This is a genomic window from Pseudomonas nitroreducens (assembly GCF_010994165.1).
Lineage (GTDB): Bacteria > Pseudomonadota > Gammaproteobacteria > Pseudomonadales > Pseudomonadaceae > Pseudomonas > Pseudomonas nitroreducens.
The window spans coordinates 318847-333939 of record NZ_WMBX01000003.1 but is presented as its reverse complement, the minus strand read 5'-3'; the positions used below and the strand labels follow the sequence as shown (position 1 = coordinate 333939).

13 protein-coding genes and 1 tRNA gene are annotated in these 15093 nt (G+C 65.0%); 10 read left to right on the top strand and 4 right to left on the bottom strand.

The window, feature by feature from the left end; genetic code table 11:
- Window positions 1-72: 72 nt before the first annotated feature.
- On the bottom strand, window positions 73-396 hold the full coding sequence (locus GJV37_RS14920) for a TraR/DksA family transcriptional regulator (protein WP_024763072.1): 324 nt from the start codon (window positions 394-396) through the stop codon (window positions 73-75).
- Between the two features lie 229 nt (window positions 397-625).
- On the opposite strand from GJV37_RS14920, the gene GJV37_RS14915 reads away from it, so the two are divergent.
- Entirely contained in the window at window positions 626-1114 is a 489-nt protein-coding gene (locus GJV37_RS14915; RefSeq protein ID WP_038803701.1) for a DUF3015 domain-containing protein, read from the top strand.
- Window positions 1115-1175: 61 nt separating this feature from the next.
- Complete coding sequence (locus GJV37_RS14910) at window positions 1176-3041, top strand: Lnb N-terminal periplasmic domain-containing protein (protein ID WP_193452697.1); 1866 nt, start codon at window positions 1176-1178, stop codon at window positions 3039-3041.
- 13 nt (window positions 3042-3054) lie between these two features.
- On the opposite strand, the gene rtcR is transcribed toward GJV37_RS14910, so the two are convergent.
- Window positions 3055-4656: an RNA repair transcriptional activator RtcR gene (rtcR, locus tag GJV37_RS14905; RefSeq protein ID WP_193452696.1), complete on the bottom strand. Its 1602-nt coding sequence runs from the start codon at window positions 4654-4656 to the stop codon at window positions 3055-3057.
- A 295-nt stretch (window positions 4657-4951) separates the two neighbouring features.
- On the opposite strand from rtcR, the gene GJV37_RS14900 reads away from it, so the two are divergent.
- The 7 genes from GJV37_RS14900 to GJV37_RS14870 all read left to right on the top strand — a co-directional run bounded on the left by GJV37_RS14900 (window position 4952) and on the right by GJV37_RS14870 (window position 11249).
- A tRNA-OTHER gene (locus GJV37_RS14900) sits at window positions 4952-5024 on the top strand.
- 352 nt (window positions 5025-5376) lie between these two features.
- On the top strand, window positions 5377-6519 hold the full coding sequence (locus GJV37_RS14895) for a slipin family protein (RefSeq protein ID WP_193452695.1): 1143 nt from the start codon (window positions 5377-5379) through the stop codon (window positions 6517-6519).
- 32 nt (window positions 6520-6551) lie between these two features.
- Window positions 6552-7772, top strand: a complete 1221-nt coding sequence (locus tag GJV37_RS14890; RefSeq protein ID WP_193452694.1) for an RtcB family protein — start codon at window positions 6552-6554, stop codon at window positions 7770-7772.
- Between the two features lie 52 nt (window positions 7773-7824).
- The gene (locus GJV37_RS14885; RefSeq protein ID WP_193452693.1) at window positions 7825-8625 is read left to right on the top strand and encodes a nucleotidyltransferase domain-containing protein; all 801 of its coding nucleotides are present in this window, start codon (window positions 7825-7827) and stop codon (window positions 8623-8625) included.
- Window positions 8622-9647: an RNA 3'-terminal phosphate cyclase gene (rtcA, locus tag GJV37_RS14880; RefSeq protein WP_037012711.1), complete on the top strand. Its 1026-nt coding sequence runs from the start codon at window positions 8622-8624 to the stop codon at window positions 9645-9647. Before GJV37_RS14885 ends, rtcA begins: the two co-directional genes overlap by 4 nt.
- Before the next feature lie 87 nt (window positions 9648-9734).
- Entirely contained in the window at window positions 9735-10094 is a 360-nt protein-coding gene (locus GJV37_RS14875) for a hypothetical protein (RefSeq protein WP_193452692.1), read from the top strand.
- 123 nt (window positions 10095-10217) lie between these two features.
- Window positions 10218-11249 (top strand): cytochrome-c peroxidase, encoded by a 1032-nt coding sequence (locus GJV37_RS14870; RefSeq protein WP_193452691.1) that lies wholly within the window; start codon window positions 10218-10220, stop codon window positions 11247-11249.
- A gap of 158 nt (window positions 11250-11407) precedes the next feature.
- Here the strand turns inward: GJV37_RS14870 and gdhA are convergent, their stop codons facing one another.
- Entirely contained in the window at window positions 11408-12742 is a 1335-nt protein-coding gene (gene gdhA / locus GJV37_RS14865; RefSeq protein ID WP_024763064.1) for an NADP-specific glutamate dehydrogenase, read from the bottom strand.
- Between the two features lie 217 nt (window positions 12743-12959).
- Here gdhA and GJV37_RS14860 point away from each other — a divergent pair, with 217 nt between their 5' ends.
- Entirely contained in the window at window positions 12960-13256 is a 297-nt protein-coding gene (locus GJV37_RS14860) for a prefoldin domain-containing protein (protein ID WP_240157957.1), read from the top strand.
- A 56-nt stretch (window positions 13257-13312) separates the two neighbouring features.
- Here GJV37_RS14860 and ettA read toward each other — a convergent pair whose 3' ends face one another.
- Window positions 13313-14977 (bottom strand): energy-dependent translational throttle protein EttA, encoded by a 1665-nt coding sequence (gene ettA, locus GJV37_RS14855; RefSeq protein WP_024763062.1) that lies wholly within the window; start codon window positions 14975-14977, stop codon window positions 13313-13315.
- Window positions 14978-15093: the final 116 nt, after the last annotated feature.

Sequence of the window (15093 nt, the reverse complement as noted above, 5' to 3'; positions counted from 1 at the left end):
CGAGGCCGCGGAGATTCGTCCGCATTCTCGCGCCGCCCGCGCGCCACTGGCAAGGCAGTATTGGTGACAGTGTCAGTCCACTGCGTCGGCGCAGCGCAGGCAGTGCTCAGCGGCAGGAAGGGCACGCAGGCGCCGCTCCTCGATGGCCTCGCCGCAGCGCGCGCACTCGCCATAGGTGCCGTCGGCCAGGCGCAGGCGCGCCATGCCCACCAGGCGCATGCCCGCCTCCGCCTCGGCCAGCAGGGCGCGCAGGACATCGTCGTTCTGCCGCTGCTGGGCCTGCTCGGCGAAGTCAGGCGAGTGGCTGCGACCCAGGTCGCGGCGAATGGCTTCGGCACGCTTGGAATACTCGGCCGCCAACTGGTCCAGCGCTGGCCGCGGATCGAAATCGACCATGACTACATCCTCGCAAGGGGAACTGATTCAAGTGTGGTCGGTTCCAAGACTTCCGCCGCTGATGCCGATCAACAGCAAGCCATCCGAGCCCTTCAACCGGCCCCGGCCATACTGACTGCAGCAGCGGTTGCCTTGACACCCGCAAGGCATTGGAGAAAAGCTCTGGCAGGCGCTGTTTCGCTGTCAGCGACTGTTCAATGGTCCCCGACCTCAAAAAGAGAGAAAAACGATGAAAAGGATTCTGCTCGGTACCCTCCTCGCCACCGCCTCCCTGAGCGCTCTCGCCGATGCCCCCGGCAGCGACGGCTGCGGCTGGGGGAACATGCTGTTCAAGGGCCAGCGCGGCACTGCGACCCACGTCCTCGCCGCCACCACCAACGGCACCAGCGGCAACAACACCTTCGGCATGACCACCGGCACCAACGGCTGCCACACCAACGGCGCGCTGACCTATGGCGGCAAGCCGATGATCGTGCTCAGCAGCATGATGGACGAGCTGTCCGAAGACATGGCCAAGGGTGACGGCGAAGCGCTGACCACCTACGCCGTGGTACTGGGCGTGAAGCCCGAGGACCGTGCGCACTTCGCCCAGGTCACCCACGAGCACTTCGCACAGATCTTCAACAAGTCCGACGTCACCGCCGAGGACGTCTACGCCAACACCCAGGCCGTCCTGAAACAGGACAGCACCCTGGCCAAGTACGCCGAACAGGCCTGATGGCCAACGCGAGCCCGCCCGCTCCGGGCGGGCTCACCCTTCCCTTCCAGTAGCCCATTCGATGCCCAAACGCCTGTTGCCCTGGATGGCGCTGTGCGCCTGCACCCCACTGCTGGCTTCGCCGGCGATCGACCCACAACGCCTGCAGACGCTGGCTGACGAACCCTACTGGCTGGCCCTGGGTCACTACGAACACGCCAAGCTCGGCGGTTGGCGCAGCTTCGTCGACGACCCGAAGTTCTTCCTCGCCAAGGACGGTGATCGCCATCCGCAATCGGAACTGGCCGCCACCGTGAAGGCCCTCTACGCCCCGGCCAGCCTCGGCGACAAGCATGCCCAGTGCGTCTACCCGGCGCGCACCCGCTGGCTGCGCCAGCAGTTGCAGCTCGATGACCTGCCGGCGGTCGAGTGCAAGGAATTCACCACCTGGTACCACGACATCAACCCGCACAGCGCCGTGCTGGTGTTCCCGGCCGCCTACCTGAACAGCCCCTCCTCGATGTTCGGCCACACCCTGCTACGCATCGACCAGGCCGATGTCGACTCCGACAACACCGCCCTGCTCAGCTACGCGCTCAACTTCGGCGCCTACATCGAGGGCATGGACAACAGCATCCTCTATGCCTGGAAGGGCCTGATGGGCGGCTACCCCGGCCTGTTCGCCCTGGTGCCCTACCGCGAGAAGCTCTCGGAATACAGCCGCCTGGAGAATCGCGACCTCTGGGAATACCGCCTGAACCTGACGCCGGAAGAAACCGCGCGCATGGTCGAGCACGTCTGGGAGCTTAAGCAGATCCGCTTCAAGTACTACTTCTTCGACGAGAACTGCTCCTTCCGCCTGCTGGAGCTGCTGGAGATCGCCCGTCCCGGCACCGAGCTCACCGACCACTTCCCGCTCACCGCCATCCCCACCGACACCGTGCGCGCGGTGAAGGACGCCGGGCTGATCGATCGCGTGGACTACCGCCCCTCCCGCGAGCGCGAGCTGCTGGCCCGCGGCGAACCGCTGAGCCACGACGAGAAGGTACTGGCGCGACACATCGCCGACGACGACAGCCAGCTGCAGAGCCCCGAATTCGCCGCCCTGCCCCCTGACCGTCAGGCCCTGGTGCAGGACACCGCCTTCCGCCTGGTGCGCTACCGCGCCACTGGCCAGGAGCGTGACCAGTCCACCGCCTCGCGCAGCTACAACCTGCTCAAGGCGATCAACCGCAACCCGCCGCCGGCACTGGAGGTGGAGCGCCCCGGCCAGCCGGAGAACGGCCACGAGTCGCGCACCTGGCAACTGGGCGCCGGCAGCCGCGACGGCGAAGCCTTCGCCCAGTACGGCCTGCGCATGGCCTACCACGATCTCGACGACAACGCCTACGGCTTCCCGCTGGGCGCACAGATCGAGATCGGCCAGCTCAAGCTGCGCCAGTACGAACGCAACCGCTGGCAACTGCAGCAACTGGACCTGGTCACCATCCGCTCGATGACGCCACGCAATGAGCTGCTGAAACCGCTGTCCTGGCAGGTCGCCGGCGGCTGGGAGCGGGTGATCGGCAAGCACAGTGACAACGACCACGACACCCTGGTCGGCCACCTCAACGGCGGCGCCGGTGGCAGCTGGAAGCTCAGCGACGACCTGCAGGCCTACGCCCTGGGCACTGCGCGCATCGAGAACAACCCGGACTTCGCCGCCACCCTCGCCCCGGCCATGGGCTTCGACACCGGCGTGCTGTGGAGCAACCCGCTGGGCAATCTCAGCCTCGAAGGCAAGGGCGACTTCTTCCACAACGGCGAAGTGCGCCGCACCCTGAGCTTCGGCCAGCAGGTGGAACTGGGCCGCAACCTGGGGCTGCGCCTGTCCGCCCAACGCGAGTTCAGCCACGAGGCCAGCCCGCGCAACGAGGTGATGCTGGAGCTGCGCTGGTACCACTACTGAGGCGCATTGCGCCTCAGCCCCTCAACGACGCCCAATCCAGACCGAAGCGGGCCAGATACTTGCGCAGGCGATCGGCGTCGTTGGGGTTCTGCTTTTCCTGGCGCGAGACCGCGAACAGCTGACGACCGGCGTCAGACAGGCTGCGTGCCTCCCGACAGACGCCGATTACCGCTTCCAGTTGCAGGCGGTCGAACAGGTCCAGCGCCTCGGCGCCCTCCCCCAGCAAAGGCTGCAGCAGGCTTTCCGCCTGGGTGGCGCCCCAGGAGCGGCGTAGCCGGCCGATCTCTTCCTCGACCAGCGCCTCGTCGACCCGCCCGCTGTCGGCCAGGGTCGCCATGCGCGTGATGGACGCCGACAGCTCGCGGAAGTTGCCGCTCCACGGCGCCTGCGGCGAATTGGCGAAGGCCAGGTAGCGCATGCGCGCTTCGCGGTTGAAGCGCACCAGCCGGCCCTGCTCGCGAGCGTGGCGCTCCAGCTCGAAATCGATGTTCGGCTCGATGTCCTCGCGGCGCCCGGCCAGGCCCGGCAGGTCGAAGGTCCAGAGATTGATGCGGGCGAACAGGTCCTCACGAAACAGCCCTTCGGCGACGCGTTCGCGCAGGTCGCGGTGGGTACCGGCGATCAGCTGGAAATCGCTGCCCACCTCGCGGTCCGAGCCCAGCGGGAAGAAACGCTTCTCCTCGATGGCCTTGAGCAGCATGGCCTGCTCGTCCAGACCCAGCTCGCCGATCTCGTCGAGGAACAGCATGCCGCCGTCCGCCGCACGCAACAGCCCTTCGCGGGCGTTCTGCGCGCCGGTAAAGGCGCCTTTGGTATGACCGAACAGCGCCGACATCGCGCCATCACCGCGCAACGTCGCGCAGTTCACCTCGACGAAACGCCCCTGGAACTGGTGCCGCGCGCGCTTGAGTTCGTAGACGCGGCGGGCGAGGAAGGACTTGCCCGCGCCGGTCGGGCCGATCAGCAGCATCGGCGCGCGGGAACGCCCGGCAACCCGCTCGATCTGCTCGATGGAACGATTGAACTCGGCATTGCGCGTGGCGATACCGGACTTGAGGAACGCCAGGCTCTCCTCCTGCTCACGGCGGAAGCGCGTGGCAATGCGGTCGTACCGCGACAGGTCGAGGTCGATCACCGCGACCGTCCCTTCCGGCTGCCGCGCCTCGTCCTTGCGCCGTGACGGCGAGGCCTGCACCAGCCGCGCAGGCAGGTAGCGCGCCTCGGTCAGGAGGAACCAGCAGATCTGCGCGACGTGGGTCCCGGTGGTGATGTGCACCAGGTAGTCCTCGTGCTCGGTATCGAAGGCATAGCTGCCGACGAAATCATGCAGCGCGCCGTAGACCTCCTCGAAGTCCCACGGGTTGCGTAGCGCCATCGGCTGCAGGCGCACCTCGGTTTCCGGAGAGATATGCCGCACGTCGGCGGCGATGCGCTCGGCCAGGCTGACATCCCGCGCATCCAACCCGTGGATCAGTTCCAGGCGGTCGATCAGCAGGTCCTGCTGCTGGCACAGCCCGACCGTGGGCCGCCACTTCTGCCAGCGCGCCGCACCCTTGCCGACGCGGTCCAGGGTTGAACCGAGGAAGCCGATGGCGACCGTTTTCTTGGCTTTCATCTTTTATCCATCAAGATAAACAACGATCTCAGAATATCCATAAATATCCATAAATATCCATATCGACCAACCAGAGAAATCAGAAACACATGTGATAAAAATAAATAAATCGTTATTTATCAAAAAGTTATAAAAATACATCGCCCACCAAAAGCAAACCTGGCACGCCCCTCGCTATATCTCCCTCGACCGCATCGCTGATGCAGCCCACGGGCAGGGACTTCCACTCCCGCCGGTGCCCGAGCCCACCCCTGGTGTCGGCTTCGTGCATGCCGCTGCAGCAGTCACGGTCGATGGCGCGGTAGCTCAGCCTGGTAGAGCACTCCCTTTCGAGGGAACCGTCGCAGGTTCGAATCCTGCCCGCGCCGTTCGATAGCTCAGTCCGGTAGAGCAGCCATCGAAGGAATGGCCTGTCGCGGGTTCGACTCCCGCTCGAACACTGCCCTGTTAAGGCAGCTACTCATGAAGGCAACACCCCGCCGGTGGGCGACGGGACAGGCGCAAAGCGGCCAGGAAGGCCGGATATGCCAGGGACCCGAAGCCACCGCCGGCCCGCCCGGTACGAGGACCGGGCCTGCGACAAGACACGTGCTGGCCGATGGATTCGGCGCAATGGACAGGAAGTCCGCAGTACCTGGCTCTCGCAGGCTCCCTCCTCGCCACCCGACGGGCCGGCGAACACCGGCACCCAAGGGCAAAGAAAAGAAGGAAGAGAACGAGATGAAACTGCTGAAGCGCTTTACCGTGAAGAAGAACGAACGTGGCCTGCTGTACTCCGAGGGCGATTTCCTGGCGATCCTCGAGCCGGGTATCCACCGCCACCTGGACCTGTACAACCGCCTGAGCGTGGAAACCTTCAGCCTGAACACCCCGTTGTTCGAGCACCGCCTGGCCGGCTACCTGCGCCAGTCCGAACCTGCGCTGGTCGAACGCTATTTCACCCGCATGGACCTGGCCGAGAACGAGGCCGGCCTGCGTTTCGAGGACGGCGTGCTGGTGGAGATCCTCGCACCCGGCAGCCGCCAACTGTACTGGAAAGGCCAGACCGAGCAGCGCCTGGAACGCATCGACCTGAGCCAGGAGTACCGCGTCGCACCGTCGCTGCTGCAGCAGATGCAGGGCAACCTGCGCGGCCGCAGCGTGATCGGCGCCGAGGCGCTGCTGGTAACCCTGGTGCCGGCCTACCAGGTCGGCGTGCTGAAGGTCGATGGCGCGGTGATCGAGTTGCTGCCGGCCGGCCAGTATGGTTTCTGGCGCTACAACCGCCAGGTGAGCGTGGAGCTGATCGATACACGCATCCAGGCGCTGGAGGTCAGCGGGCAGGAAATCCTCACCCGTGACAAGGTGAGCCTGCGCCTGAATCTGGCCGCCAACTGGCGTTACAGCGATGTGCTGAAGGCGTTTTCCAGCCTGTCCAAGCCGCTGGAGCACCTCTACCGCGAGCTGCAATTCGGCCTGCGGGCGGCGGTGGGAACACGCACGCTGGATGAACTGCTGGAAAACAAGCAGGTGATCGACGAGTCGGTCGGCGCCTACTTGAAGGAGCGGCTGCAAGGCACCGGCATCGAGGTCAACGGCCTGGGCGTGCGCGACATCATCCTGCCGGGCGAGATGAAGACCCTGCTGGCCCAGGTGGTGGAAGCGGAGAAAGCCGCGCAGGCCAACGTGATCCGTCGCCGCGAAGAAACCTCGGCGACCCGCTCGCTGCTGAACACGGCCAAGGTGATGGAAGACAACCCCACCGCCCTGCGCCTGAAAGAGTTGGAAGCCCTGGAACGGGTGGCCGAACGAATCGACCGCATCTCGGTATTCGGCGGCCTGGATCAGGTATTGAATGGACTGGTAACGCTGAAGCAGGCCTGACAAGGGCCTGCTCGGCAACGAAGGAAACGGACATGAAAGAGAAAACCTTCCAACTGCTGGAAGTCGCCAACGGCAAACCGATCAAGCTCTGGACCCAGGGCGTGCCGGTGGAAGAAGACGCCAAACAGCAACTGATGAACACCGCGAAGATGCCCTTCATCTTCAAGCACATGGCGGTCATGCCGGACGTGCACCTGGGCAAGGGCTCGACCATCGGCAGCGTGATTCCCACCAAAGGCGCCATCATCCCGGCCGCCGTGGGCGTGGACATCGGCTGCGGCATGATCGCCGCGCGCACCTCGCTGGTAGCCGCGGACCTGCCGGATAACCTGCACGGCCTGCGCAGCGCCATCGAGAAGGCCGTGCCCCACGGCAAGACCTTCGGCCGCCGCGACCAGGGCGCCTGGGAAGACGTGCCCGAGCACGCCGATGACGCATGGCGTGCGCTGGCCGGGCGTTTCAAGGTGATTACCGACAAGTACCCGAAGCTGGAGAAAACCAACAACCGCAAGCACCTGGGAACCCTGGGGACCGGTAACCACTTCATCGAGGTCTGCCTCGACGAAGCCAACCGCGTCTGGTTCATGCTGCACAGCGGATCGCGCGGTGTGGGTAACGCCATCGGCAACCTGTTCATCGAACTGGCCCAGGCCGATATGCGCCAGCACATCGCCAACCTGCCCGACCGTGACCTGGCTTACTTCGAGGAAGGTAGCCAGCACTTCGACGACTACGTGGAAGCCGTCGGTTGGGCTCAGGACTTCGCCCGGCAGAACCGCGAACTGATGATGCGCGCCGTGATCGCAACGGCGCGGCAGGTGATCCGCAAGCCGTTCGAGGCCAGCCTGGAAGCGGTGAACTGCCACCACAACTACGTGCAGAAGGAACGCCACTTCGGCGAGGAGGTACTGGTAACGCGCAAAGGCGCGGTGTCAGCGCAGAAGGGCCAGCTCGGCATCATTCCGGGGTCGATGGGCGCCAAGAGCTTCATCGTCCGCGGCCTGGGCAACGAGGAAGCCTTCTGCTCCTGCAGCCACGGCGCCGGCCGGACCATGAGCCGCACCAAGGCCAAGAAGCTGTTCAGCATCGAGGACCAGGTGCGCGCCACCGCCCACGTCGAGTGCCGAAAGGATGCGGATGTGATCGACGAGATCCCGATGGCCTACAAGGACATCGACGCCGTGATGGACGCCCAGCGCGAGCTGGTAGAAGTGCTGCACACCCTGCGTCAGGTGGTGTGTGTGAAGGGATAAAGCGAGTCGGGCGCAAACCGCCCACCTCGACTGCAAGACAAGGAACAAGAACATGAACAAGGAAGACCGCCATCCACTACCCGACGCCATGCGCGAGCGAGTACTGGAGGAACTGACAAGACTGGAACAGGAGCACGAAGTCACCGTGCTCTACGCCTGCGAATCAGGCAGCCGCGCCTGGGGCTTCGCCTCTCCGGACAGCGATTACGACGTACGCTTCGTCTATGTGCAGCAACCGGACTGGTACCTGCGTGTGGACGAGCCGCGCGACGTTCTGGAGCGCCCGCTGACCGACGAGCTGGACCTCAGCGGTTGGGAATTGCGCAAGACGCTGCGCCTGCTGCGCAAATCCAACCCGACGCTGCTGGAGTGGCTGGACTCACCGCTGGTGTATCGCTGTGAATCCGCGACATCCGAGGGCCTGCGCCAACTGGGACGGGACTTCTACTCGCCCGCTGCCGCACGGGCGCACTACCTGTCGATGGCGAAGAAGAATTTTCGTGGCTACCTGCAGGGAGAGGAGGTTCGCTACAAGAAGTACCTCTACGTGCTGCGACCCTTGTTGGCGGTGCGATGGATCGACCAGGGCCTGGGCATGCCGCCCATGGTCTTCGAGACACTGATGGAGGCAACTCTCGACGATGCCGCGCAGCGCGCCGAAGTCGAGGAGCTGCTGGTGCTCAAGCGTCAGGCGGTCGAGGCCGAATACGGCCCGGCGCGCCCGGCCCTGCACCGGCTGATCGAGCAAGAGCTGCAGCGCGCGGAAAACCTCGGCGCGCCCCGCGGCGGTTGCCACAACACTGAACGCCTGGATCGCTTCCTGCGCGAGCAAGTAAGGAAACACGAAAGATGAAAAGCGACCTGATCGAACTCGACGGCGCCGAAGGCGGCGGGCAGATCCTGCGCAGCGCGCTGAGCCTGTCGATGATCACCGGCAAGGCGCTGCGCATCGTCAATATCCGTGGCCGGCGCTCGCGGCCGGGACTGCTGCGCCAGCACCTGACGGCGGTGCGCGCGGCGGCGGAAATCTGCGGCGCGGCGGTGGAAGGCGGCGAGCTGGGCTCGCGCAGCCTGACCTTCCGCCCCGGCGCGATTCGCGGCGGTGACTACCGCTTCGCCATCGGCAGCGCGGGCAGTGCCGTGCTGGTGCTGCAGACGCTGCTGCCCGCCCTGCTGTTCGCCGATGGCCCCAGCAGCCTGGCGATCAGCGGCGGCACGCACAACCCGCTGGCGCCACCGGCGGACTTCATCCAGCGCAGCTGGCTGCCGCTGCTGCGGCGCATGGGGGCGAAGGTGGACTTAGAACTGCTGCGCCATGGTTTCATGCCGGCGGGCGGTGGTGAACTGGCGGTGCGCGTGATGCCAGGTGAACTGCAACCGCTGCATCTGCCGGATGCGGGGGCCGAACGCTCACGCTCGGCCCGTGCAGTGCTGGCCGCCATCCCCGGCCACGTGGCGGACCGCGAACTGGAGAAGGTGAAGCGGCATCAGGATTGGCACGCCGCTTCCGTTCAGGTCGTCCGCCTGCCGGAGGATCAGGGCCCGGGCAATGCGCTGCTTTTGGAAATCGAGTGCGAGCATCTGAGCCTGGTGTTCTGCGCCTTCGGCCAGTCCGGGGTCAGCGCCGAGCGCGTCGCCAGTCAGGCGCTGCGCCAGGCGGACGAATGGCGCCGCAGCGGCACCAGCGTCGAGGAGCACCTCGCCGACCAGCTGCTACTGCCCATGGCATTGGCCGGCGGTGGCAGTTTCACCACGCCAGCGCTGAGCGATCACCTGCTGAGCAATCGCGCAGTGGTAGAAGCCTTCCTGCCGGTGCGCATCGACTGCACGGCACGGGCGACAACCGGCCAGCACATCCGTATCACGCAAGCTTGACGCTTTCCTCACCAAACGCCGGATAGAGTGCCGCCCAATCACCCTACCCGGCGCGTGTGCCCGCCTCCCCGGCACATGGGAGTCTCCATGGCGCACCGCGCCGCCCTCGCCCTGCTCTGCGCCGCGTTGCTCGCCGGCTGCGAAACCACCCACGAAACCCTTATCGCCCAGGGCTATCCGCCCGCCTACGCCGACGGCTATGACGACGGCTGCGGCAGCGGTCGCCAGGCGGCTGGGGCGATTACTGGTGAGTACCGCAAGAACGTGCCGCGCTACCTGGACGAACCCAAATACGCGCTGGGCTGGAACGACGGCTTCCAGCAATGCCAGGCGATGCGCGTGAGCCAGGAGCGCCAGCAGTACGAAGAGCAGCGCAACAGCGACCGGGACCGCGACTGGGAGCAACAGAAGGACCGCGCGCTCGGCCGAGCCCTGCGGGAAAACTGAGACTGCGTCAACATTCCACAGACGGCATGAACGCCCGTTTGATTTCGGTCAAGCCGGCGGCTGGCGCGCTGGCCTCTCCTTGGACTCGGAAAAACACCGAAGCCTGAGAAAAGGAGACTCCACATGCAGCCCATCAAACTGACCCTGGGCAGCCTGCTGCTGGCGGTAAGCACGGCGGCAGCCCATGCCGATGCCGACCCCCTGCGCGACCAAGCCAACAGCATCTTCAAACCGATCCCCGAACAGCCCAGCGACAAGCTCGACCCGAACCAGGTCGAGCTGGGCCGGCAGTTGTTCTTCGAGCCGCGGCTGTCCGCCAGCCATGTGATCAGCTGCAACACCTGCCACAACATCGGTACCGGTGGCGCCGACAACGTGCCCACCTCCAAAGGCCATGCCTGGCAAAAGGGCGCACGCAACTCGCCCACCGTATTCAATGCGGTCTTCAACGTCGCGCAGTTCTGGGATGGTCGCGCCAAGGACCTGGAAGAACAGGCCAAGGGCCCGGTGCAGAACCCGGTGGAAATGCACAACTCGCCGAAAAATGTCGAGGCCACGCTACGCAGCATGCCGAAGTACGTCGCCTCCTTCGAAAAAGCCTTCCCTGGCGAGAAGCAGGCGGTCAGCTTCGACAACATGGCCCGCGCGCTGCAGGCCTTCGAGTCGACCCTGATCACCCCGGACTCGCGCTTCGACCTCTATCTCAAGGGCGACGAAACCGCCCTCGACGCGAAGGAGAAGAAAGGCCTGCAGACCTTCATGAGCGCCGGCTGCATCAGCTGCCATAACGGCGTGAACCTGGGCGGTCAGGCGTACTTCCCATTCGGGCTGGTGAAGAAGCCCGACGGCAAGATCCTGCCCACCGGCGACCTGGGTCGCTTCGAGGTGACCAAGACGCAGAATGACCAGTACGTATTCCGCGCTGCGCCGCTGCGTAACATCGCCCTGACCGCGCCGTACTTCCACAGCGGGCAGGTCTGGGACCTGGAGGAAGCTGTAGCGATCATGGGCACCGCTCAGCTCGGCAAGCAGCTCAACGCGGAAGAAATCGGCGACATCGTCGCCTTCCTCAAGACCGCCACCGGCAAACAGCCGAAGGTGGAATACCCACTGCTACCGACAAGCACGGCAACTACCCCGAAGCCAGAGGATTGAGCGCGAGCGTCAAGACCTCCTTGAGACCAACGGCCCCTCACCCTGAAGGAGATGACCGGGGTGAGGGTGATGCATAGGCACGGAGCTCATCTTCGGCCACCATGAGACCGAAAAGAAAAACGGGCCCATAGGGCCCGTTCTTCCTGCTGGTTGAGCGGTCAGACGACGCCCTGGGCCAGCATCGCGTCGGCCACCTTGACGAAGCCGGCTATGTTGGCGCCCTTCACGTAGTTGATCCGGCCATTCTCCTCGCCGTAGGCGACGCAGGCATGGTGGATGTTCTGCATAATGCCGTGCAGGCGCTGGTCCACCTCACCGGCGGTCCAGGCCAGGCGCATGGCGTTCTGGCTCATCTCCAGGCCGCTGGTGGCGACGCCGCCGGCGTTGGAAGCCTTGCCCGGTGCGTAGAGGATGCCGGCCTCGAGGAAGATATCCACAGCCTCCAGGGTGGACGGCATGTTCGCGCCTTCGGCCACGCAGATGCAGCCGTTGGCCAGCAGGGTGCGCGCGTCGTTGGCGTCCAGCTCGTTCTGGGTGGCGCAGGGCAGCGCGATGTCGCAGGCGAGCGACCACGGACGTTCACCGGCAATGAAGCGCAGGCCGGGGCCGGTCATCTCGCTGAGGCGGCCGCGACGGACGTTCTTCAGCTCCATGACTTCTTCCCACTGCTCCAGGGTCAGGCCAGCTTCAAAGAACAGCGTGCCTTCGGAATCGGACAGCGAGATCACCTTGCCGCCCAGCTCCATGACCTTCTGCGCGGCGTACTGGGCCACGTTGCCGGAACCGGAGATGGCCACGCGCTGGCCGTCGAAGCCGCTCTCGCGGGCCTTGAGCATTTCCTGGGCGAAGTACACGCAGCCGTAGCCGGTGGCTTCCGGGCGGATCAGGCTGCCACCGTAGGACATACCCTTGCCGGTCAACACCGAGGTGAACTCGTTGGACAGGCGCTTGTACTGGCCGAACAGGTAGCCGATCTCGCGGGCGCCGACGCCGATGTCACCGGCCGGTACGTCGAGGTCCGCGCCAACGTGACGGAACAGCTCGCTCATGAACGACTGGCAGAAGCGCATGACTTCGGCGTCGCTCTTGCCCTTCGGATCGAAGTCCGAGCCGCCCTTGCCGCCACCCATGGGCAGCGAGGTCAGGGAGTTCTTGAAGACCTGCTCGAAGGCCAGGAACTTCAGTACGCCAAGGTTGACCGAAGGGTGGAAGCGCAGGCCGCCCTTGTATGGGCCGATGGCGCTGCTCATCTGGATGCGGAAACCGCGGTTGACCCGCACTCGCCCGGCGTCGTCCACCCACGGCACGCGGAACAGGATCGCGCGTTCGGGCTCGACGATGCGTTCGACGATGCCGGCCTGCAGGTAATGCGGGTTGGCTTCGAGGAAGGGCCAGAGGGAGCGCAGCACCTCTTCCACCGCCTGGTGGAACTCGGGCTGATCGGGGTCGCGCCGCTTGAGGCGCTCGAGGAACGAGTCAACGGATTGCGTCATGTCTACACCGGTACTTTTCTGGTTATGTGATGCTTTTTGCCGGCAGACTCTAACAACCCAAGCCGCACTCAGATAGTGCAGCGTGACGCTTTTATGAATCTTTATGGTGCAAAAATATAAATCCCACCGCTGCCGGACCAGCAGAAAACCAGATTTTTGTATACAAAATCAATATAAAGTTGCACTCAAACAACGCAACCCCTCCAGGATGATTCCGATGCACGCACGCCCCTTCGCGCTCCTCGCCGCTCTCACCTGTGCCTTCGCCCTGCCCGCCCAGGCGGCCATGAAACTGGGCAACTTCACCGAGTCCGGCGCCCTGGTGGTCGCGGATACATTCGATAGCGAAGTGATCCACAAGTCGAACTTCAGCACCGACGACCTGCAACGCATGTCGCGGCAGTTGGAGGAGCAGCAGCGCACACTGCAGGACCAGGCGCGGCAAATCGACACACTGCAGCGCCAGTTGGAGGAGCAACGGCGCACCCTGGACGATCTCAAGCGCAGTCGCTGAATAAGGCACAGAAATGAAAACGGGGCCCGAAGGCCCCGTTTTCATGGCGAAGTGGCTTACGCCAGCTTCTTGTAGCGCACGCGGTGCGGCTGCGAGGCTGCGTCGCCCAGGCGCTTCTTGCGATCGGCTTCGAACTCGGTGTAGTTGCCTTCGAAGAAGGTCACCTTGCCGTCGTCCTCGTAGGAGAGAATGTGGGTCGCGATGCGGTCCAGGAACCAGCGATCGTGGGAAATCACGATGGCGGCGCCGGGGAAGTCCAGCAGCGCTTCTTCCAGCGCACGCAGGGTTTCCACGTCGAGGTCGTTGGACGGTTCGTCGAGCAGCAACACGTTGCCGCCCTGCTTCAGGGTCAGGGCCAGGTGCAGACGGCCACGCTCACCACCGGAGAGGTCCTTGACGAACTTCTGCTGGTCGCCGCCCTTGAAGTTGAAGCGGCCGACGTAGCTGCGCGACGGGACTTCGTAGTTGCCGATCTTGATCTGCTCGAAGCCGTCGGACACCTGTTCCCATACGGTCTTGTTGCCTTCGAGGATTTCACGGCTCTGGTCGACGCTGGCGATCTGCACGGTCTCGCCGATCTCGATGGTGCCCGAGTCCGGTTGCTCCTTGCCGGTCAGCATGCGGAACAGGGTGGATTTGCCCGCGCCGTTGCCGCCGATCACGCCGACGATGGCACCCTTGGGGATGCTCAGCGACAGGTTGTCGATCAGCACGCGCTCGCCGTAGCCCTTGGTGACGTTGTGCAGTTCGATGACCTTGTCGCCCAGGCGCGGACCGGCCGGGATGTAGATCTCGTTGGTCTCGCTGCGCTTCTGGAATTCCTGCGACTGCAGTTCCTCGAAGCGTTGCAGGCGGGCCTTGGACTTGGCCTGGCGGCCCTTGGCGCCCTGGCGCACCCATTCCAGTTCGGCCTTCATGGCCTTGGCGTGGGAGGCTTCCTGCTTGGCTTCCTGGGCCAGGCGGTTGGCCTTGGATTCCAGCCAGCCGGAGTAGTTGCCTTCGAATGGAATGCCGTGGCCACGGTCCAGTTCGAGGATCCAGCCGGCGACGTTGTCGAGGAAGTAGCGGTCGTGGGTGATCGCCACCACGGTGCCGGGGAAGTCGTGGAGGAAGTGTTCCAGCCAGGCGACAGAGTCGGCGTCCAGGTGGTTGGTCGGTTCGTCCAGCAGCAGCATGTCCGGCGCGGACAGCAGCAGGCGGCATAGCGCCACGCGGCGCTTCTCACCACCGGAGAGGTGTTCGATCTTGGCGTCCCACGGCGGCAGGCGCAGGGCGTCGGCGGCGACTTCCAGCTGGCGCTCCAGGTTGTGGCCGTCGGAAGCCTGGAGAATGGCTTCCAGCTTGGCCTGCTCGGCGGCCAGGGCGTCGAAGTCGGCATCCGGCTCGGCGTAGGCGGCGTAGACCTCGTCCAGGCGAGCCTGGGCGGCCTTGATCTGGCCGACGGCCTCCTCGACGATCTCGCGCACGGTGGCCTGCGGGTCGAGCTTGGGCTCCTGCGGCAGGTAGCCGACATTGATGCCCGGCATCGGGCGGGCTTCGCCTTCGATCTCGGTGTCGACGCCGGCCATGATGCGCAGCAGGGTGGATTTACCCGCGCCGTTCAGGCCGAGCACGCCGATCTTGGCGCCGGGGAAGAACGACAGGGAGATGTCCTTGAGGATTTCACGCTTGGGCGGCACGACCTTGCCGACCCGGTGCATGGTGTAGACGTATTGAGCCATGGATACCTGACTTCTGGGATGAATTGACGATCGGGATGGCCGGAACGGACGACGGCAGCGCCGGCACTTCGGGCCGGAACGGTGGCACCGTGGGCCACCGGAGGGCGCGAACGGCC

Excerpts from the sequence above, each read along its gene's own strand:
- rtcA (WP_037012711.1), top strand. The coding sequence starts at position 8,622 with ATGAAAAGCGACCTGATCGAACTCGACGGCGCCGAAGGCGGCGGGCAG.
- gdhA (WP_024763064.1), bottom strand. The coding sequence starts at position 12,742 with ATGACGCAATCCGTTGACTCGTTCCTCGAGCGCCTCAAGCGGCGCGAC.
- GJV37_RS14890 (WP_193452694.1), top strand. The coding sequence starts at position 6,552 with ATGAAAGAGAAAACCTTCCAACTGCTGGAAGTCGCCAACGGCAAACCG.
- GJV37_RS14895 (WP_193452695.1), top strand. The coding sequence starts at position 5,377 with ATGAAACTGCTGAAGCGCTTTACCGTGAAGAAGAACGAACGTGGCCTG.
- GJV37_RS14915 (WP_038803701.1), top strand. The coding sequence starts at position 626 with ATGAAAAGGATTCTGCTCGGTACCCTCCTCGCCACCGCCTCCCTGAGC.
- GJV37_RS14875 (WP_193452692.1), top strand. The coding sequence starts at position 9,735 with ATGGCGCACCGCGCCGCCCTCGCCCTGCTCTGCGCCGCGTTGCTCGCC.
- GJV37_RS14910 (WP_193452697.1), top strand. The coding sequence starts at position 1,176 with ATGCCCAAACGCCTGTTGCCCTGGATGGCGCTGTGCGCCTGCACCCCA.
- rtcR (WP_193452696.1), bottom strand. The coding sequence starts at position 4,656 with ATGAAAGCCAAGAAAACGGTCGCCATCGGCTTCCTCGGTTCAACCCTG.
- GJV37_RS14870 (WP_193452691.1), top strand. The coding sequence starts at position 10,218 with ATGCAGCCCATCAAACTGACCCTGGGCAGCCTGCTGCTGGCGGTAAGC.
- GJV37_RS14860 (WP_240157957.1), top strand. The coding sequence starts at position 12,960 with ATGCACGCACGCCCCTTCGCGCTCCTCGCCGCTCTCACCTGTGCCTTC.
- GJV37_RS14885 (WP_193452693.1), top strand. The coding sequence starts at position 7,825 with ATGAACAAGGAAGACCGCCATCCACTACCCGACGCCATGCGCGAGCGA.
- ettA (WP_024763062.1), bottom strand. The coding sequence starts at position 14,977 with ATGGCTCAATACGTCTACACCATGCACCGGGTCGGCAAGGTCGTGCCG.
- GJV37_RS14920 (WP_024763072.1), bottom strand. The coding sequence starts at position 396 with ATGGTCGATTTCGATCCGCGGCCAGCGCTGGACCAGTTGGCGGCCGAG.